Source organism: Botrimarina sp. (assembly GCF_040219535.1).
Lineage (GTDB): Bacteria > Planctomycetota > Planctomycetia > Pirellulales > Lacipirellulaceae > Botrimarina.
This window is the reverse complement of the sequence record NZ_JAVJSH010000034.1, coordinates 1-20,220: the sequence shown is the minus strand read 5'-3', so window position 1 is coordinate 20,220 and position 20,220 is coordinate 1. Positions and strand designations below refer to the sequence as shown.

The 20,220-nt window shown below is 66.9% G+C and carries 7 protein-coding genes; 1 reads left to right on the top strand and 6 read right to left on the bottom strand.

Going from position 1 to position 20,220, the window contains the following annotated elements; genetic code table 11:
- Window positions 1-11,859, bottom strand: an 11,859-nt coding sequence (locus tag RIC11_RS19210) for a peroxidase family protein (RefSeq protein ID WP_350214001.1), incomplete at its 3' end; no start/stop codon positions are given.
- Between the two features lie 1,220 nt (window positions 11,860-13,079).
- On the opposite strand from RIC11_RS19210, the gene RIC11_RS19205 reads away from it, so the two are divergent.
- A complete protein-coding gene (locus tag RIC11_RS19205; RefSeq protein ID WP_350213999.1) occupies window positions 13,080-13,751 on the top strand; it encodes a DOMON domain-containing protein in 672 nt (223 codons plus the stop codon).
- 145 nt (window positions 13,752-13,896) lie between these two features.
- Here RIC11_RS19205 and RIC11_RS19200 read toward each other — a convergent pair whose 3' ends face one another.
- From RIC11_RS19200 to RIC11_RS19180, 5 genes are all read right to left on the bottom strand, one after another.
- Window positions 13,897-14,448: a hypothetical protein gene (locus RIC11_RS19200; RefSeq protein ID WP_350213997.1), complete on the bottom strand. Its 552-nt coding sequence runs from the start codon at window positions 14,446-14,448 to the stop codon at window positions 13,897-13,899.
- A 64-nt stretch (window positions 14,449-14,512) separates the two neighbouring features.
- Window positions 14,513-15,910, bottom strand: a complete 1,398-nt coding sequence (locus tag RIC11_RS19195) for an ArdC-like ssDNA-binding domain-containing protein (RefSeq protein ID WP_350213995.1) — start codon at window positions 15,908-15,910, stop codon at window positions 14,513-14,515.
- Between the two features lie 35 nt (window positions 15,911-15,945).
- On the bottom strand, window positions 15,946-16,794 hold the full coding sequence (locus RIC11_RS19190) for a DUF7192 family protein (protein ID WP_350213993.1): 849 nt from the start codon (window positions 16,792-16,794) through the stop codon (window positions 15,946-15,948).
- A 3-nt stretch (window positions 16,795-16,797) separates the two neighbouring features.
- Window positions 16,798-17,952, bottom strand: coding sequence for an AAA family ATPase (locus RIC11_RS19185; protein WP_350213991.1), 1,155 nt, complete (start codon window positions 17,950-17,952; stop codon window positions 16,798-16,800).
- 709 nt (window positions 17,953-18,661) lie between these two features.
- Window positions 18,662-20,110 (bottom strand): AAA family ATPase, encoded by a 1,449-nt coding sequence (locus tag RIC11_RS19180; protein WP_350213989.1) that lies wholly within the window; start codon window positions 20,108-20,110, stop codon window positions 18,662-18,664.
- Between the last annotated feature and the right edge of the window lie 110 nt (window positions 20,111-20,220).

Genomic DNA, 20,220 nt, shown 5'->3' with positions numbered 1-20,220 from the left:
GTTGGCGCTGCCCGCACTCGACGTCCGTTCCAGCCGCAGCGTCCCGTTCACCGTCAGCCCGTTGCGCACCGTCACCACCGACCCGTTCTGAAGCACCCCGTCCGACTCCAGCGTCACTCCGTCCAGGATGCCGTCAGAACTTGTAGCGACAAGACCACGATCATTAGCGCCACCGAGCAAGGTTGCTTCCCGGATCGTGCCGCCGTTCAAGACGAGATCGCCGGCCAATTCGATGGTTTCTGTGACGTTCAGTTGTCCGCCGGAAACGCGAAGCGACCCTGAACCCGCGACCTTTTCGAGACTAAAGACACCCTCGTCGATCGAGACCGTCGCGCCCGGGTCGGTCGCCAGGAAGACCTCATCTCCATCACGCGGCAGCTCGCCGGTGCCCCAATTGTCTGGGTCGTTCCACGAGCCACCCAACGGGTTGACGAACACCGCGTCGGCGTCGAGCACCGTGAACCGAAGGACGGCCTCTTCCCCTGCGCCCGCCGCTATGCCGGCGCGGTCGGTGATCGCCGCCAAGTCGGCCACGAGTTCGTACTCGCCGGGGACCAACCTGGCGTACGTGAACTGGACCTCCTGGTCGTCTTTTCGGACCTGGATATCGATCGGCAAGAACTCGTTGCCGCCGGGTGTCTCGAGGATGTCGACCGGGTCGGCAGTGGGGCCGAGTAGGCGGAAGTTAGCCGCGTTGAGCGTCGCGGCGTCCATCGGTTCGTCGAACCGCAACCGAACCGTTCGGAACCGCTTTCCGCGAAGCCCCATCTCCTCGGGGTTCGAGTTCACCAGACTCGGCGACGTCATGTCGGGGACGATCTCTACCGACTCGCCGCCGGCCACTGCCGCAGCTAGCACAAGAGGGCCGACGACAGCCTGCGAACCTGCTTCGAGCGTGATCGCCTCAGAGAGCCCCACGTTGCCGCCCGTGTCGGTTGCCCGAACTTGTATGACGACCGGACGGATGAGATTCTCGAGCCGCGGCGCCGCTACAACAAAGTCGTCGAAGGGGAAGGAGACGTCGCTTCTCACGACCTCTCCGTCGACCAGGAGTTCGACGCTTGCGACCTGACCGAGCCGCGCCAGCGGCAACTCGGCGTTCGGGTTGTCGATATCGGAGACGCTTACCTCTAGCTTGATCGACTTGCCCTCTTCGACCTGAACGCCGGGCGTGGCCGGGTCGGCGTCGATCGCTTCGGCGTTGATGGTGACCTCGGGCGGGGTCCCTCCCGCGTCGAAGGACTTGTAGTTCACCACGGTCAGCCCTCGCGACTGGGCCGTTACAAAAGCGACTCCCGAAGCGATCTCGACTGCGGTTGGAGTGTCGGCTGCTGCGGTGTTCGGCAGAAAGACCCGGGTGAGGAGAGCGTCGGGATCGAGGGAGCCGTCGACCGGCGGCGCCGTCGTGTTGAAGACATCGACGACATTTGGCACGACCGAGCTGACGCCGCCCACAGTAACGCCGATGCCGGCGCCGCTTGATGCAAAGTCCACGCCCCCGCCGGTCACTGGGGTTCCCGTCGTGAAGCCATCGCTTACGAGTGTCAAACCGGAAGGGGGGCTCGCGTCGACGGTCATGTAGCCGCCACGTCCCGTGCTAGTGCTCGCGATCGTCGTCGCGTAGACACGCCCGCCGCCGGCGAAGACTTTGTTCGATCGGCGGGGGAGCGTGAGGGTATCGAGGACGGCTAGATTGAACTGGCTGGCGTCGATCGACCAAAGCACATTCTCGGTATCGATCGCGAAGAGGGTTTGCGCCTCTCGCGCGATCGAAGTAAAGGTTGCTGAGGTTAGGGGGAGCGTCCTCTCTAAAAGCTCGCCGGTCCCAAAGTCGTAGGCTGCAATCTTACTTCCAACAGCCAAATACGCTGTCCCGTCTATCACCTCAACGCCAACCGCCTCAACGTTGACCTGTTGGAGCAATTCCGGCTCCATCGGGTCGGAGACATCCACCAACGACAGGCCCCGCGCGCCGATTACCGCGGCGATGCCTCGCTCGCTGTCCACCGCGACGTCGATCGCCGATCCTAGATCGATCTGTCCGAGCACGACCGGGTTGTTGAACTGGGTGGCGTCGATAATCGCCAGCCCCGCCGACGTCGCCACGAACGCGGTCTGAGCGCCGTCCCCGTCGAGCGACCCCTCGATCACCAGCTCCTGCGCGGAGCCCTGCAGCGGAAGCGTCGCGACAACACCGGTCGGGAAGGGGAAGCCATCGAACGGGTTGAGCCCCTGGAGGATCTCGGCGTTGTCGCGGATGCCGTCGCCGTCGGTGTCCGCCAGGTCGCTCCGTGTGCCGATGATGAACTCGGCCCGGTCGTCGAGCCGGTCCCCGTCGGCGTCCTCCAGCGACGACTTGTCGAGCACCACCAACGGGATCGTGATCTGCGCGCCGTTGCCCGGCGTCTGGAACCGAGCCGACCCGATCTGGCCACTGACCAATCCGTAAACCGACACCTCGTAGTTGGCGTTTGCCGAGAGCACAACGCGATCGTAAAGCCGGTTCACAACGTCGCTCGAGCCACGGATGACAAAGCCGTTGTCGAGGTTCGTAATCGCGTAGTAGTGGCGGCCGGTCTGCGGCGAGAGGTCGTCGCCGCCCGTGCGACCCAGCAGGCCGCCGCGGCGACCGAGCACGAGGTTGCCTTGCGTGATCACACCCGGCTGGATCACGTGCCAACCCGGTGCGCGGATTCCAACCCCCTCGTCGGACACCACCGCCATGCCGTCTTCTCGCACCGTTCCGCTGCCGACCGGGATCCAGTCGCCCGCGTCGTGGTCGTAGGAAAACAGCAGCGTCTTCTCGCCCGGGTCGAGTCCCTCGGTGTTCGGGAAAGTGACCCGCGCGGGGGTGTCGAAGTTCTCGGCGCCGGGCGCCTGGATCGAGACGACAAACGACGGGTCGAGCCCGGCCGGCAGCGGCTCGGGGAGGCGGTCGGGGGGCACCGGCACCACGAAGGCCTGCGGCACCGGGTTGCCTTCGCGATCGATCGCCGATCCGGGCTCTAGCTCGAGAGAAAAGGTCTCGAGCAGCTCTTGGCTGAAACTCGGGAAAACCTCCGACGCCAGTTCCAGCACCTGCGGCTGGAACTGGACCGAGGTGGTCTCGGTCATCGAAAGGTCCTGCGCAGCGTCTTCGGGGACGACCGGCAGGAAGATATTGAAGCCCTCGCCCCCCTTGGCCAAAGGGGCGCCGCGGCCGGGCGTGGTGGCGAACGGCTTGGCGACGTAGGTGTAGCGCCCCCCGGGTGGCGCATTCAGCGCCGCCGCGCCGTCGATCCGCACGAACACCTCGGGCGCAGGCAATTCGTCCAGGTAGAAGAATCCGGTCTCGTCGGTCGTCGCGCTCACCTCTGGCAAGCCTTCGACCGTGAGCGTGGCGCCGTGGACCGGAACAACCGCTGGCTCGTCGGCCTGCGAGGGGGTTTTGGAGATATCGTGATCGATGAACTGGCCCCACGCGACGAACAACGAAGTGAGTCCGGCGGCGTTGGTTTCGGAGGTCGTCTGCGCGAACAGGCCATTGGAGACCTCCCGAGCGCCGGGACGGCCCGCCTCGGCCGGCGCCGAAACCCCGTCGTCGTAGTTCAGGGTGAAGTTCTGTAGCAGCGGCGCGCCGGCCCTTCCCAAGCCCGGGTCGCTGGTATTGTTCTCAACCCCGTCGATACGACGCTTCTCGGAGGGCCGCTCGTCGGCAGCAGCGCCACCGGATCCAGGGCCGGCTGGCAGGGTGGTGTCCGACAGCACGTTGGCAGGTAGCGACGAGATCGACGTGTTGCGGAGGATCAAACCCGAAAGAGTGATCCCGCGGATCTCGTCGAGTTCCGGCTGCGTAAACTGCTCGTTTTCGTACCAGAAGCGGTCGCCATCACGCGTCCGCCGGAACTGGTCTTTGATGATCGCAGCGAACAGCGCGCCAACCGTGCCACCGGGCACGTGGTCTTCGGCCAGGCCGCCCGCGAAGAGGTCGATGGCATCGACCGTGTCGTAAACCGCCGCCAGCCTGTCGGCGACCTCCGAGTCGGCTGTGATCTCCGCAAAGCTCGCAACCGGCGCCAAGCCAAAATCGATTCGGGCCTGGTTGTAGCCGGGCAGACCCAGGTCGCGTCCGCGCTGGATGTTGATCGCCGCGAGATCCAGGCCTCCGGCGCCGGGGGGGCCGAACAGAAAATTCCGCAGCCCATCGATCTCTTGGAGGTCGGTCTCGTTGGCTTGTTGACCGGCCAGGCCTAGCAGGTAGGGCTCGATTCCGTCGTTGAGGATGGGCTGCGGGTTGAAGAAGGCTTGCCGTAGGGAGAGGGGCCCCCCGTCGAGGCTGACCCCGCTTTCGTCGAGCCGCAGCACCTCGTCGGTCGCCATCGAATGACCGAAGCGGAAGGCGGCGGTTGAGAACGCCGCAGAGATCGATGGATCAACCTGCGAACTGTAACCGGAGTACGCGGGGAGTGGGTTGGGCCCGACCAGAGCCGGCAGGAACTCGTTGTAGGTGATCTGTTGCAGCAGCGCGCCGACCCAGCGGCGCCCCAGTTCGAACAGCTCGTCTCCGGTGAGGCCCTGGTCGTCCTGTCGGGCTTGGGTGACGTAGCGGTTGTGCTCGCGGACGAGCAGCGTGTGCAACGCGGCGAGACCCGGGTTCTCGGCGGCGCGGATATCCCCGGCGACGAACAGTTCGGTGTCGTCTAGCGGCCCCTTGTTGTCCACCTTGAGCGGACCGTCGGGGAAGTTCTCTGTGGTGTTCAGCGGCAGCAGATCGCCATCGTCGACCTTCAGGCGCCCCGTGCCGTCGAGGACTCGTAGCCGGCGGGCGCGCGCCTCGTCGGAACCGTAGACCGAGCTGGCGTCGAGGAAGCTGGTGACCAGCGTCGGGTGCTGACGCGGGTTCTCGACGTCCGAGCCGGTCGAGCCGATGTAAGTCGCTCGGGTGAAAGGGATGGTCCGGTCGCCGGACCCGGTGGGGTCGAAGAACGGGTCGCCCGCCGGAACGGTGATCGGAAGCGACTCGACATCGATCGTCCGGTGCGCATCCATCACGTAGCCGCTGACCGACGTGCCTTCGATCGCGGTGAGCGGCGAGGTGCGGAAGTCGACCTTCGCTACGCCGCCCGCGATTCCGTCGCCGTCGGCATCGACCGCTTGCCCGCCGCGGGTGCGGATCGTATCCCCGTCGACGACAACACGCACCTCCGTCGAGGCGGGCAGCGGCGTATCCGGAAAGAAAGTGGCGAACAGGTCGGTCCTCGATACGATCACGCGTCCCGGGAGCCGGACACCGTTTGCGACTAGGTAGAAAGACTCGTCGTTGACCGTGGACGGATCGATCCGGTCGGAAAAGCGGACCGTGGCTTCGCGCGTCGTTGCTACAAGCTCCTCGCCGGCGAACGGGGCAACTTCTTGGATCCCGACCGGTGCGGTGACGCTGAACAGGATTTCGCGCTGAGCGACTGAATTGCCGGCGGCGTCGACAACCGAAGAACCAATCGTTAGGCGATAGCTGGTGCTATCAAGTGGCTCGGAGAAAGACAGCCGAACGCCGCCCTCAATGGCGTCGACCGAAGCGATAGGAACGCTCGTCCCACTGTCCAAGCCGCCGACAATCGCGAGCTGATAGGCGGCCCTGTTGAGGGCCCCTTCGACTCCCTCGTCGAACTGAAGGTCGATGAATCCTGGTGCGACATTGATCGACGGGCCCTGAAGGAGGGTCACCCTGGCGCCAGACCGGTCGAGGACAAACGGAACGCTGGCGACGGTCGAAACGTTGCCAAACGCGTCGCGCGCCTCTAAGTAAAGCGTGTGGGGTCCGTCGGCCAATCCGCCGCCGCTGGCGATCGCCAGCTGCGACGCCGTCAACGTGACGGCGCCCGCTTGCAACGCGCCGGTAAGATCGACGAACGAGGCGCGGCTCGGGTTGTCGATGCGGCCTCGCAGCGCGACCACCTGGCTCTGGTCGGCCACCGTCCCCACGATCGCCGGGTCGGAGGTGAGGCCGTCGGTGGCCGAACTCCCTGTGTCGTTCGCTATCCCCAGCGTCAAAACCGGCGGGTCGTTCTCGCGCCGCGTGATCGTTCCGGTCGTTTGCCGTGTGTTGCCAGCCGGATCGGTCGCCCGCAGCGTGAATCGGTTGGCGCCGAGCACGAGCGAAACGCCCGCCACCGTGAACGCGCCGGTAGTGTCGGCCGTGACGCTGCGGCCCAGCCCGGTAAACTCAACCCGCGCGTTGGGGTCGGTCGTCCCGACGAGGTCGACTATCGCTAGGGAGGTAGTCCGATCGCCTCTGACGCCATCGTCCGACGGCTGCGCGATGTCGAACCCTAGTGAGCCGAGTCGGGTGTCGATCGTGAAGGGAACCGATACCACCTCGGAGCGAAGGCCCAGGTCGTCCTCGGCGATGAGAAAGAGTTCGTGCGGGCCATCCTCGATCGGACCGAGCCCCCGCAGGTCGGCCGGGCTCAGCGAAAAAGCGCCGCTAACCGGGTCGAACTCCACGAGCGTCGGCGCTTCCAGGTCCGGCGACACGTCGAGTGTCGCGAGGAGCAGCGTCACCCGGACGTCGTCGCTCACCACACCGGTGATGGTCGGATCGCTGGTAACGCCATCGCCCCCTGAAACGCCGGTGTCGTTGGCTAGAGCCGCCACCACCTGCGGAGGCCCGATCACCGACGGGGCGAGACGGGTGATGGTCTGCGTCGTCCGATTCGTATTGCCTGCCCGGTCGGTCGCGACGACCGTCAGCACGTTGGCGCCGAGCGCCAAGCCGATGCCCGAAAGTGTAAACGCGCCCGTGGCGTCGGCCGTCGTGGTCGCGCCGGTCTCCACGACCCGGACCGTTGCGTCTGGCTCGGCCGTCCCGGTGATCGCGACGACCGGCTGCGTCGTGCGGAGGTCACCCACCGGTGACGTGTCACTGGCGAGCGTCAGGTTCCACGTCGGCGATTCGGGCGCCGCGGTATCGACCGACAACAACAGTTCGGCGGAACCCGGGCCTCTATTACCCGCCGCATCGATAGCGAAGGCGGTGACGGTATACACGCCGTCGGGCAGCTGACCGAGCGTCACGACCGCCTGTCCATCCGCGCCGACCGCTACCTGCCTGGTTGAGCCGCCTACCGACAGCGTCGCCGTGGAGCCGGGCTCGGCCTCGAGCACGAGCGTCGGCGTGGAGTCGCTGGTGACCCCGCCAGTGGGGTCGGTCCCGGCAAGCGAACCGACCGCCAGCGAAATGAGCGGGGCGGCGGGCGCGGTCTGGTCGTAGCGGAAGGCGACCGGCGTCAGGGGCCCCACTTGGACGCCATCGGCGTCCGTCGCGACGAGGTAGGCGACGTGCGTCCGTTCGGGGAGCGCCCCGCCCCAAGCCGAATCCAGCAGCGCCCGGTCGATCGTGAACCGGCCGTCGGCGCGGTCGAACGGGACTTCAACCGCGGCGCCCGAAGGGGCCTCTAGCAGCTGCACAGTGAGTCGGGCGACCCCCGCCCCCAGAGCCACCTGGCCGGTGATCGTGGGGTCAGCGGTGATCGCGTCGCTATCGTCGCCCGTGTTGTTAACGATTCCCGCGCTGATGGGCGGCGCGGTTAGGGGCGCCGGCGCCGGCGCCGGGTAGGTCACGGCGATCGGCGCCATGCCGTGGGGGGGCATCGCTTCGGGCGTCGGCTTCGCGAAGAGCACTCCGTCGGCCACGACGGGCCCGTCTGCCAAGTTGGTCAGCCGAACAGTCGAGAGCCCGTGCTCGAAGCGATAGACGCCGAGGTTCGCCCATCCGCGCCCGTCGTACTCGCCGTGGTCAGGCGTTTGGGTCTGATCAATCGCGACCTCCGCTAGCAGGGTCCCCCCGTCGTAGAGCTGGTAGGTCGCGTCGGTCGCGTTCCCGTCGTCCGCTTGGTAGGTAACGTAGACCTCGTACTCGCCCGGAGCCGGCAGTTGCGTGTACCACAGCGCGAAGGTCGATCCGTCGCCTGGATCGGCGAAGAGCGCGTCGCCTTGCCACCCACTCGTCGAAGGCGTCCACTGGCCGCGGAGGCGGAAGGAGAAATCGCCGTCGTCGCGTGTGGCGACCGGATCGATCTGAGCCGTTCCGGCGAGCACGCGGACCGTCCGTGTCGCCGTGTCGCGCGAGCCGTCCGAGTCGGTGACCGTAAGTGTTACGGCGTACTCGCCGTCTTCCGGGAACGTGTGGACCGGGTTCTGCTGGGTGCTGTCTGCCTCGCCGTCGCCGGTGAAGTCCCAAGCCCAAGCGATAATCGCGTCCGGGATGCTTACGGACTCGTCGGTGAATTGGACCTCGCCTCCCTCCTCAGGCGACGACGGCGTAAAGCCAAACGCCGCGGTGGGGGCTAGGTCACCGACCGGGACGTTACTCGTGACCGTGCTGCTGTTCCCCCCCGAATCGGTCACAGTGAGCGAGACGGGGTACTCTCCGTTTGCCGGGAAGGCGTACGCGGGATTCTGCTCGGTGCTGTCTGTCTGGCCGTCGCCGTTGAAGTCCCACGCCCAAGCGACAATCGGCCCCAGATCACTCGTCGACTCGTCCGCGAATTGGATTTGGTCGCCTTCGTTTGGCGAGGTCGGGACGAAGCTGAACCCGGCCTCCGGGCCCACTTCTTCCTGGACGGCCCGGACCCTGAAGCTGGCGGTTGTCGCGGCTGACTCGTCACGCACGGTGATCGTCACCGTGTAGTCGCCCGGCGCAACGAATGCGTGCGTTCCCATCACGAGCCCGGTGGCCGGGTCCAAGGAAGCGGGTTCCGGCGCCGACCCGTCGCCCCAATCCACCATCGCCGTGAGCGGGTCGAGCACTCCTTGGTCTGAGGCGATCGTGGCCAGCTGCACGTCGGCGCCGACCGGCACGGTCTGGTCGGGTGGCGTCGCCAGGGTCGGCGTCACGCCGTTGACGGTTACGGTTCGCGTGGCTTCGGTCTCGGCGCCGGCCGTGTCGATGGCAGTGACTCGGACCGTGTATTGGTCATCGTCGAGGTACCGGCGCGTGGCGGCATACTCGCCCGTCGCTGCGTCGACAAACACCAGCTGCTCGGGCGACCCGTCCCCCCAGTCGACCTTCACTAAGAGCGGATCCTGCCCCGGATCGGTCGCGACGCCTCGGATCGTCGCCGACTGGCCTTCGTCGATCGGCGCGATTGGATCGAGCGTCACTTTGGGCGGCGCGTTGGCGATCCGCGCGAGCGACATCGCTTGCCCTGTAGAACCGCCGCTCGTCACGGTGAGCAGGACGGGATAACGTCCGTCTGTCGCGTAGGTGTGTTGCGCGGTGACCCGGCCGGTGAGAGGATCAATGGCGGCGCCGCTCGGCGGCGTGCCGTCACCCCAATCAACTGTCGCGGTGGCCCCCTGCGCGAGTGACGCGTCGGCAAGCGTCGCGGTCGCTGTGACCTCCGAGCCTTCGACTCCCTGGGGGTCGTCCCCGGCGAGCAGCTCTAGCCGTGACTCGGCACGGACCTCGACCGTAAACTCGGCCGATGTGGCGCCCCCATCGTCGTCGGTGACCGTAACACGGGCGACGTACACGCCCGGCGTGTCGTAGACGTGCGAGGCGCTGAGCACACCGCCGCCCGCTTGTTGCTGCACGGCCGCAGCGCTGGACTCGCCGTCCCCCCACGCAACGCTCGCGGCGTGCGTGTCCAACAGCCCAACGTCGCTAAACACGGCGGCGAGCGATAACGTCTGACCCACCTGCGCCAAACGGTTGGCGACCGGCGTGATCGTCGGTCTGACGTTACGCACGTCCACCCGGATGGTTTGCTCGACCACGCTGCCGGCCGTGTCGGTGATGGCCAGCGTGACGTCGAAGCTCGCATCGTCCTCTTGCAATCGCTCGAGTACGAAGCCGTTCTCGGTTCCGCCTGCCAGCGACCACTGGGACGCGAACACCGATCCTTCGCGGTCCGTAGAGTCGCTCGCGTCGAGCGACAGCGTCATCCCCTCGTCGAGCGTCGCCGCCCCGGTCACCACCGGGGTTGGCGGCTCGTTGACGACGAAGCTGAGTGAAGCGGTCGTCGAGCCACCAGAAAGGTTGGCCAGCGTGATCCGGGCCGTGTGCTCGCCGGGCGCCAGGGCGCCCGGGTCGTAGGTCCACACCCCCCCGTTGATTGTGCCGGTCACGTCGACGGCCGGGCCGTCGTCGATAGCTACTTCGAGCGACGCGACGCCCGCATCGTCGATCGCCGCCCCGGTGAGCGTCGCGTCGTTGGTCAGCCTGTCGGTCAGAAACTGAGCAATCCCCGATCCCGCCGGCGCCGTGTCGTTCGCCAACGCGATCGACAGGTTGGCCGGTCGCGCCAGCACCTCCAGCTGGATCGTGTCGCTCGCCGTGTCACCGGCCGTGTCGGTGACCTCGAGGGTCACGTCGTAGATGCCCGGCGTCGAGAACTGTGTTGTGACGGCCTCTCCCGAGAGCGTTCCCGACGGAACTGTCCACTCATACGCGAACACGGCCCCGTCGGAGTCGCTTGAGGCCGAGCCGTCGAGTAGCACCGGTTCGCCAACCTCTACCGTCAGGCCGCCCCCCGCGTCGGCCGTTGGCGGCGCGTTGACTACGTATTCGAGCACCGCCTCACGTCGTTGACCCGAGGAGTCGGTGGTGATGGCGCGAGCCGAGTGCGAGCCGGCCGGCAAAGCGCCCGGGTCGAACTCGAATACCCCGGCGTCCAGGGCGCTGGTGATATTGAGGAGCGGCCCGTCGTCGATCTGGATCTCAAGCTTCTCAAGTCCGATCGCGTCGCTCGCTGTCCCAACGAGGCGTGTGTCGCTGGTGAGTCGATCCGTCGAGAGGGCGGCCGGCCCACCGGGCGGCGCCGTGTCGTTGGCCAGTGCGAGCGACACAGCCGGCAGATCGTCGGGCGCGGGGAGTTCTAGTGACGTGATCCGCACGCTCGTCCCGTTGTCGGTGTCCGGCCCGACCAGACGGAATTCCAAGCGAGCGGTGGTCCCCGCCGCGACGCCCGATAAGTCGAGCGATGCGTCGCCGCCATCGAGCGTTACGCCCGCCGCGACTTGCGGGCTTAACCCGTCTGTGTGGTTGAACAACACGTCCCGCCCCGAGCCGATCGTCGGCACGAGCGACACCCCGTCGAGACCAACGAGGGCGACCTCGAAAGCATCGTTGATCTGACCCGCAGCCTCTCTGTCGAACGACAGATCGCGGTAGCTGAAACGAGCCAATCCCGGTTCGGGCGGCACAACGAACTCTCGGCTCAAGACGACGCTAAACGAGTCGCCCTCGCGTAACGTCGCGGACGTTCCGTCAGAGGTGATACGACCCGCGCCGGTTGGACTGCCGCCGCTTTGGCTCGTTGACCAACCCGCCAAGTCGCTTGGGAAGGCGATTGGCTCCGAAACGCTCGTTGTCGCGTTGAAAGTGACCGTCCGGGTCGGCGTTTGGTTGGTGGTTCTGCCGTAACTGGCGACCAGCACGTTGTGGTCAGCTTGGTCGACCACACCGCTGCCGTCGTAGTCGCCCGGTAGAGGGCTGACGCCCGACCTGCCGACGTTGTCACGCCAGATCGTGAAGTCCGCCGCGTCCACCACCCCATCGTCGTTGCCGTCTGCCGCGAGCGCTTGGTTGGTGGTTCTGCCGTAATTGGCGACCAATAGTTCGTAGTCAGCGTTGTCGACCTCACCGCTGCCGTCGTAGTCGCCCGGCAGAGGCCTAGCGCCCGACCTGCCGACGTTGTCACGCCAGATCGTGAAGTCCGCCGCGTCCACCACGCCATCGTCGTTGCCGTCAGCGGCGAGCGCTGGGGTCCCGTTGGCCCCAGATGACGAATCGACGTTCGTGTGGGCGCCGTTCGCGTCGGCGCCACCGGTCGCCGGATCGTCCGCGTTGACGGTTGCCGAGTCGTTGCCAACGCTCACCGCCGGAGCGTTGCCGCCCTGGGGCGCCGCCGCAACGGGTCGTGGGGCGCCGTCGGTCGTCCGGGCCGTTCCGCGGGCCGAACCTTCGCCACTGCCGCCTCCGCTTCCACCTCCCGCCGGGCTCTCGTGAACGGGCGGTCGGCTCTCGGGGGGAGGCGTGAGCTGAATGCTGTCGGCCGAGCCCCGAGGGGCTTCTTCTTCAGCCTCGGGGTCTTCGGCGCGCTCAACGCCGACGCGGTCCCACCCCGCACCGAAGAACTCGTCGAGCGTCGTGGCCACCGACGAGTACTGATCGCTGGCGTCGGCTGTGGCGGTGAACCGGGGGAACCATGCCTCGGGCAGGTCACGGCTGTAGCTTCGCGCCTCGGCGGGATCTCCCCAAGCTCTTCCAAGCTGATCCGAGGCGAAAGAGTGTTGGATGGCGTCCACCAGCAACGAAGAGACGCCGTTCCCTTTGGCCTGCCATGCCTCCTGCCGGGAGAATCGCTGGGAGGCGCTCTGATGATCGTGGGACGCGACCGCCGTCCTCGGGACGGCCGCCATCAACCCCGGCAAGCCAAGCAGGAAGCACCCAGGCGCTTCGCGCTTTTCGAGCTGCTCGGTACGCGACGGGCGCGATCGCTTCGCCTCACGCGTCCGGGCCGCCTTGGTTTTTTCGCGGCGCTTCCGCGCGCGTTTTGCTGTCCGCTTCGGTTCGCTGGGCATCAGAGCACCGCTCTCTCGATGGGAGTGATGCGGGTGGCTCGCACGGTTCTTTCGAGCCAAGCGCACTGGGAGCGCAGGAAAAGGCTCCGCGGCACCGGTGAAGAAATGGCAGGTCGGAACGCGTCAATTGCAGGAAGCGCAAATCCCTGCGCTCCGTGACCAGACCTCCGCCAGAAACCGTTCGGCAGTTTCTAAACCCATCGTGTTTCGCCCGTCAATAAATTTCCGGACTGGCCGAGGCGATTGGATCAATCCGTCTCTTGCCGGACATCTTTTACGAAGCGTGCTTCGCATCCTGCGCATGCCAGCGCTTGCCTGATGGAACTTGTTGCCGCGTGGCGTCCCGATCGCGGACTACTTCGCGCAAAACGCGTGCAAAGGATTGATTACCGGCGTCTCGAAAGAGTACCCTCCGCTCGCAGGCAGCACTGCGCGGCGTTTCGCGAGTGCGTGTGCCGTTCGGTGATCGCGAACGCCCCTAGCCGATCCAGCGAAAGCTAAATGGCGCCGACCAAATGAGAACTCTAAAAGCGGTCGCTCCTCTGGTCATCCTTGCGATGAGCTCTGCGTCCCAGGGCTCGATCACGATCGACGACCCAATCGGCGACGCGACCGGCGTGCATGACATCGAGTCGGTCACGACCGAAGTCGTTGGCGGCGACTTGGTCTTCACGATCAGGCTGGCTGACCAGATCAGTCCGCCGGACGCCTTTGACAACCGCTCAATCTTAGCGCTAATCGATATCGACCTGGATCAGACATCTGCGACCGGCACGATGTCGGAGTACTCGAGGTTCGCGGTGCTCGGTGACAGCGGCCTTGGCGCCGAGTACGTCGCCGAAGCGTTTGGGGCCTCCAGCAACGCGCTGCTCGACGCTTCCACCCAACTCGCGGTCGGTTCGATCGCGGCGCAGTACTTCGACACGTACTTCACCGTCGCTATTGACCTGGCCGATCTCGGCGGCGACTCGGACCTTGATTACGCCGTCACCGTCGGCGACGCCGTCCTCGCCACACCGAGCGACGGCCTCCTCGGCTCAACGGTCGCGCCGGGGCAAGGGGTGATTCCAGAGCCTGGCTCGGCAATCGTATGGGCAGGTATCGCCTTGTTTGTTGGCGGCGCGGGTCCTCGACGCCGTTTACCGATTCGGCGAGCGAAAGTGCGACGCCTCATGAACGCCGGGTAAGCCAGCGGCCCAGGCGAAAACAGCACATCCTCGTTTCGCCCTTTGTTCAAAGCCAGCCGAGCGCTCTGCCGCAGCGCGGCAACGTGGGCGTTGCAGTTTTTCTGCCCGGTCGCGTCGGCGCTGGGGCGCTCTCGCATATTTCGCTCTACGGCTGCAGCTGCGCCCAGTACCTATAGGCGTCGTCCTCGTACGGGTCCTTCTCGGCCGGCGGCGGGACGAGCTTGGACGCCACCTGGCGGAAGAAGTCCAGGCCGCGGCCCCGCTTCTTGCCCTGGTGCGTGTGGTGGCAGTACGCGTAGTCGGGGATCTCGGGGGCGACGTCGTTCCCTTGCTCGCCCGCGACGACGGCCTGGAAGTGGTCGTTCTCGCGCGACTTTGGCCCGCGGCACAGCAGCCGGATCACGCCGCCGATGACCATGGGGTACGCCCCCGTGTCTTCGCCCGGCCCCTTGTAGAGGCCGCGGGCCTGCTCGATGTGAATCGTCGCGTACATGACCGCGACCGGGTTCGCGATGCCGATGTCCTCGTGGCTGATGACCACGAGCCGGTTGCAGGCCCAGGAGAAGAAGTTCTTGGACGTCATCGACATCTCCATGAAGCACCGCATCGCGTCGAGCTCTTCGCCGCGTCGGACATGCTTCTGCATCGCCGAGACGCACTCGTACGGGCTCAGCCCGTGCCGCGTGTTGGGGATCACTGTGTAACTCCGTGGCTAGGGAAGGGGTTGAATCTCTCTTCTTCGCTGGCGGTCTCGCAGGCGGTCAAGCCGAAGCGGCGATAACCGCGACCGACACGCCGGTCTGCTTAAACGCGTCGGCCTTGTTGAACTTGTCCGCAAGCACAGCCAACACCTCGGCGTCGGGCAGGTCGTGGAACCACTCGCGGAACTCGGTGCGCTGCCGGCCGCTCATGCTCAACGTGCCCGACGACACGATGGCGACGATGCGGCCGCCTGGCTTGAGCAGCGAGTACGCGTGGCGGAAGTGCGTGATGTCTTGCCCGTTCTCGAACGGCGGGTTCATCACGATGCGGTCGACCTGGCCCTCGACGTCGAGGAAGTCGCCGCACGTTACGTCGAAGCCTTTGAGCTCCAGCAGATTGCACATCCGCAGGTGGCGCTCGACGCAGTACAGTTGTGCGAGGGGGTGCTTGTCGCGGACGACCTCGGCCAGCGAGCCGATGCCGGCCGACGGCTCGAGGACCTCGTGGCGGGCTTCGATCCCGGCTTCCCACACGACGCTCTCGGCCAGCTCGCGCGGCGTCGGGAAGAAGCCGGGGAGCTTCTGGCCGCGCAGCTCGGTCTCGATCTCGAGGATCTCGGCCGCCTTGCGCCGGGCCTCGGTGTCGGGGGCGTCGCCCTGTTCGACGAGTCGCTGCAGGGCGCGGGCCTCGGGCGTGTCGTGCACGTACTCGCCGTGCCGGGTGACGACATACGGGTGGTAGCCGTTCGGGACCTCTTTGCGCGCCAGCCGCATCGCCGCGGCGACCTCCTTGACGGTGGTGAGCTTCCGCAGCTCGGGAGGGAGCCGGCCACGGTCGATCGCGTCGGCCAGCGCCCGCAGCCCGGCCTGCGTCGACCTCATGCACGCCGCGTCGTGGAGCCGGCTGCGGTAGAACGAGTTCCGCCGCGCCGTGTAGTTCTGCGTCTCTGGCCGCTCGGCGTGCTCGATCTTGGCGTCGAGCCGGTCAGCCGCGTCGCGGAACTTCGCGGCCAGCTTGGGGTCGGGCAGCGCCGGCGCCTCGGCTTTCGAGGGGCTCGGGAGATCCATCGGAGTCGCCGGCGATGGGATAGGTGAGGGGGCTCCCGGCGGGCGCTCTTGAGGGTCGCCGATAGGGTCGGTTTGCGTGACGTGGAACACGGTCGACCGCTTCGTGAACTTCTTCTTCTCACGCTTGCCGGTCTTCCGGTCGCGCAGCTCCTTCTCGACGACGAAGATCTTGACGCCGTGCTCGCCGCGCCGGACCTGCCGGCCGAGGGCCTTCCAGGCGTTGTAGGTGAACACGTTCTCGCGCGGCTTGATCTCGCCCTCGGGTACGCCGCGCTCGGCGAAGCCGTTGATGATCGCGTTGTAATTCGCGTGGCTCTTGTCTTCCTTGGCGCGCCGCAGCGCCTCGGCGACTTTCGGGTCCTTCTCTTCTTGCTTGGTGACGGTAGGCATCGGGACTCCTTGTGGTTGGGGTTCGCTTTCATCCATTACGCACACCGGCGGTCGGGCCGGGCCAGGCGCCGCAGCGTCTGCCGGACCTTGGTGACCGCCTCGTCGTACGTCCACGCGTTGCCGATCAGCGTGTACTCGGTGAGCCCGGTCGCGGCGGCGACCACCGCGTCGGACAGCGGGGCCGCGTAGCCGATGCCCATCCGCACGCTGCGGCCTTCCATCGAGCGACAATGGGCCTCGAGGACGGCGGTGCGGTAGAACCAGCCCGACGTCGCGTTGGCCAGCGTCGCGATGTCGAGCGACTCCTCGTACCGCTTGAGGCACACGCCGATCATGCTGCTGGCGTAGTCCGTGTACGTGTCGCGCGACTGGGCCGCGGCCCACACCTCGACGCGGTGCCCGGCGTCCTGGAGAGTCCGGGCCAGCACGGTCGCCGCTGCGCCTCGGTAGAAGATGTCCTCGGCCTTCCGGCACGCAGGGGAGGTGACGTCCACCACGATGGCCAGCTCGTGGACGCGGTGCGTCACGGTGCGGCGGGTGGTCCGCCAGTAGGGCCGGCCCACTCGCATCCGGTCGATACAGACCTCGTCGCCGTCGTCCTCGCTCCAGGCCGGGCGGCGCCGCACGACCGGGATCTCGGGCAGCTCCTCGTCGGCGATCTCGCTGGCGATCCGGTCGATCGTCTTGACGCCTTGCGGCCACGGGGCGTTGGCGGCCTGGCGGGCGTCGGCGCGGCTGTTGAACTTGCGGCCAACGAACGAACTCACCATCGGCTTGACGCGCGGGGTCGGCTGGCCGTGTTCGACGAGCTCGGCCACCGACGGGAACGTCTTCACCTCGGTCGGCTTGGTGTCGGCCGGGAACGTGGTTTCGTGGTACTGCATGGCTCACTCCTGGACCTTGTTGATCTCGTCCTGACGCCATCCGCAGAAGTACGAATCGGCGACCTCCTTCCACGGGATGCCGGCGGCGAGAAGGTCCGCCGCGTCCTCGATGAACCGCGTCGACAAGACACGCTCCATCTGGTTCGTCTCGATCCGTTTGCGCCACTCCCAGAGGACCTGGAGCAGGTTCTCGTCGCAGCCGCGGGCGGACCACAGCTTGGTCTCCAGCTCGCGGCTGTAATCGACCGGGATCACGTTCGCGCGGAAGCGGTCGAGCGTCGACTCGTCCAGCGGGTTGCGGCCCACGTACATCCGGCTCGCGCCGCGGCCGTACGTGTTCGCCGCGGCCATGATCCGGAAGTCGGGGTGCTGCTCGGCCCGCGGCTTCCGGTGCCGGCCGGGCAGGTCCAGGAACCCGTTCGCGATCGCGTTGTTCACGCAGAGCAACACGCCGCTGTCGGCCGCGTCGATCTCGTCCAGCAGGAACAGGCCGCCGTCCTCGTAGGCCCGCATGAACGGCGTCCGCGTGTAGACGAACGACCCGTTCTCGCCCTCGGGCTGCGACCGTCCGAGCAGGGCGCCCTCGGTCATCCCGATCGAGCACGACATCGTGTAGAACTCCAGCCCGATCGCTTGGGCGGCCTGCCGGGCCAGGAAGCTCTTGCCGCTGCCGGTCGGGCCGGGGCAGAAGACCGGCTTCCGCAGCGCCAGGCGGGTGAGCACGCGCTTGAGCTCGGGGTGGGCGACGCCGTCGATCTGCCGCGGCTTGGCGTCGCCGACCTTGACCTCGATGCGCTGCGGCTTCGCTGCTTCCAGCTTCGCGATGCGGTCCTCGAGCCGCTTGACGTCGGGCGTCGGCGCCGCCGACGCGGATCCACCGGCGACATCGGCCGGGGTGACACAGCCGGTGTGGACCCAGGTGAGGCCGGAGCCGCCCTGGTTCGACACGAGGGCCGTCTGCTCGCCGGGCGGGATCGGCTTCCAGCAGCGGCGGCACGCGCGGCGGTGACGCGGGTTTTTGCGGGTCGCGAGCTTCGAGAGCAGCTCGTCGAGGTTCGCCGGCGGCGTGACGGGCGGGGCGTCGTCAACTTTGGGCGGGGCGTTGGAACATGCTGCAGGCGTGGGCGCACCGCCGTTGCTGCGTAGCGAGATCGGCATCTTTGCTCCGGGGGTTGGAACAAGCCGCCGCTCGTAGGCGGCGGGGGGTTGGATGCCTCTTTTCTCGTTGGCGATGCCCGCGGACGTCTCTCCTATTCACGGCGTGCGGTTCTCTTGTTCAACGCAGTCGACCAACGACGCCGAGCCGGGCCGTACCCAGGCGTGGCAGGGCCGTGAAAAGCGATGAGAACCGGCGGGACGAGACGGCGCCGAGAGCGAGCGCCGGCGGCGAATCGACGGGGCGTAAAGATGCCGGCGGCGCTAGGAGGCAGAGCCCGGCCTACCGCGGCAGCCCAGGCTCATCGACGACGCAGTGCGTCTCAAAACACTTCAGACACGCCGAGTCCTTGCTGCTGGTGCGCAGGCCTGCGCACTCTGCTGCAGTCAGGGCTGGAGTGGTGGAGTAGATTGGCCGCGTCACGCCGGACGGACGGACAGTTTCTCGAGAAGGGTGAGGGTGGTGGGAAACCGGATGGGGGGGTTCGGGAGGAGGACCCGCTCGAGGCCGGTGTCGCGCGGCGACGAGGGGGCCTGCCAGGGTGGGGTGATGCCCTCCCCCCACGGGGCACTCGGATCGATCCGAGTGAGGCGTGGCGGTGGGCACTCGGATCAAGGCTGCCCCTGCCCCGTAGGGGCAGCCTTTGATCCGAGTGCCCACACGCCATAATCCGACTGACGATCCGAGTTGATCCGAGTGCGATCCGAGTGATCAAAACAGACCCTCCTCCTGGGTGGTTTCTGAGGCCCTGTCGGAGCCTTGCTCTGTGCCCCCGTGGGCATCGCCGCCGGCCCCCTCATCGACCCCTTCATCGCGCCCCTTGGCGGTCAAATCGAGGGCGTCGTACCGCTGGCCGTTGGCTGCGATTTTGAGCGCGTCGACGACATAGCCCTCGGCCTTAAGGTGCCCGACGGCGGCTTTCGCTCGATCCAGCGACGGAATCTTGGCGGCCCCTCGGATTTGGCTGATCGATTCGGGCAAGGGCATAGTCCGCATCGCCGTGAGGGCCTTCAGGGCGTCGTCCTCCACCCGGTCGGCGGCCTGCTTGTCGTCGCGTGGGGCCTTGCGTCCTCTAACCCTGCCGGGGTCCTGATCATCGGCCACGATCCACAGCGGCGGTGCCCAGCGGAGCGCGATTGGCGCCAGTGGTGGGAAGCTGCGAACGGCGGCCTCCATGACAGCGGCGTCGTCCTGCTCGTGCTGCCGGAGCGTTACGTGCGCGTCGACGGCTCGAGACTGGGCCCCAGCGCCGGCGCCGATGTCGATGATCGACTTGCCGCCCTGGTCGCCTTTGGACGCGTGGTGAATCAACACGAACGCGCTGCGGGTCTGCGAGGCGAAGGCATCCACCCAGTTGTAGAATTGTGTCTCATCGGCGTTGCTGTTCTCGTCCGTGCCCGGCTCCATGAGCCGATACTTCGCGTCGATGATGACGAGCCGATACTCACCCGCTTCGATGGACTCGAAAGTTGTGGCGAGTTCACGCAGGCTACGTTGGTCGCCACGCAGATTCACAATGCGAAAATCGTCGGAGATGTTCCCCATCGGAACCGCCATCGCGCTCGCGACCTTATTCACACGGTAGGCGATCGTCTCGGGGTGTAATTCGTTGTCGATTAACAGAACACGCCCCTGCCGAACGGCGTAACGGCCGAGCCACCGCTCGTTGTTCACCACTGAAAGGGCCAGGCCCAGGGCGAGCCAGCTCTTGCCCCGCTTGCTGTTGCTAACAATGTTCGCGGTCTCGCCCTCGCGGATCATGCCTTCGATTACCGGGGGGCGGAGCTCGCGGTGCTGTGCGGCCAGCTCCCCGAAGGTGAGGATCTGAGCGGGGGGCCTGCCGGGCTTCTCTGACGAGCTCGGCTCGGCGTCGGCGGCCGTCGCTGCCTCGCCGTTCTCGGCGACCTCCCGCTGCAGCTCGGCGAACGTGTGGCCCTCGGCCAGCCAGTCGCGTACGTCGCGGCCGCCGTCCTCCTGGATCTCGTATGGCGGATGCCAAAGCCTCGCGTTGATGCCATTCTTCGCCAGCGCGGCGGCCCACGCCTTTGCCGCCTTCTGGCCGGGCCGGTCGCAGTCGCCGATGACCGTGGCGCCGCCGACGCCGATGAACGCGTCTAGGTGTTTGGGGTTCTCGCATCCGGCGCCGCTGGTGATGACCACGTGTCTGCTGCGCTCGGAGTCTGGGATCGTCCCGGACAAGGCGAGCAGGTCGTTCAGCCCTTCGCAGCGCCACAAGTGGAGTCGAGCGAGCGAGTCGTGCTGCCGACAGG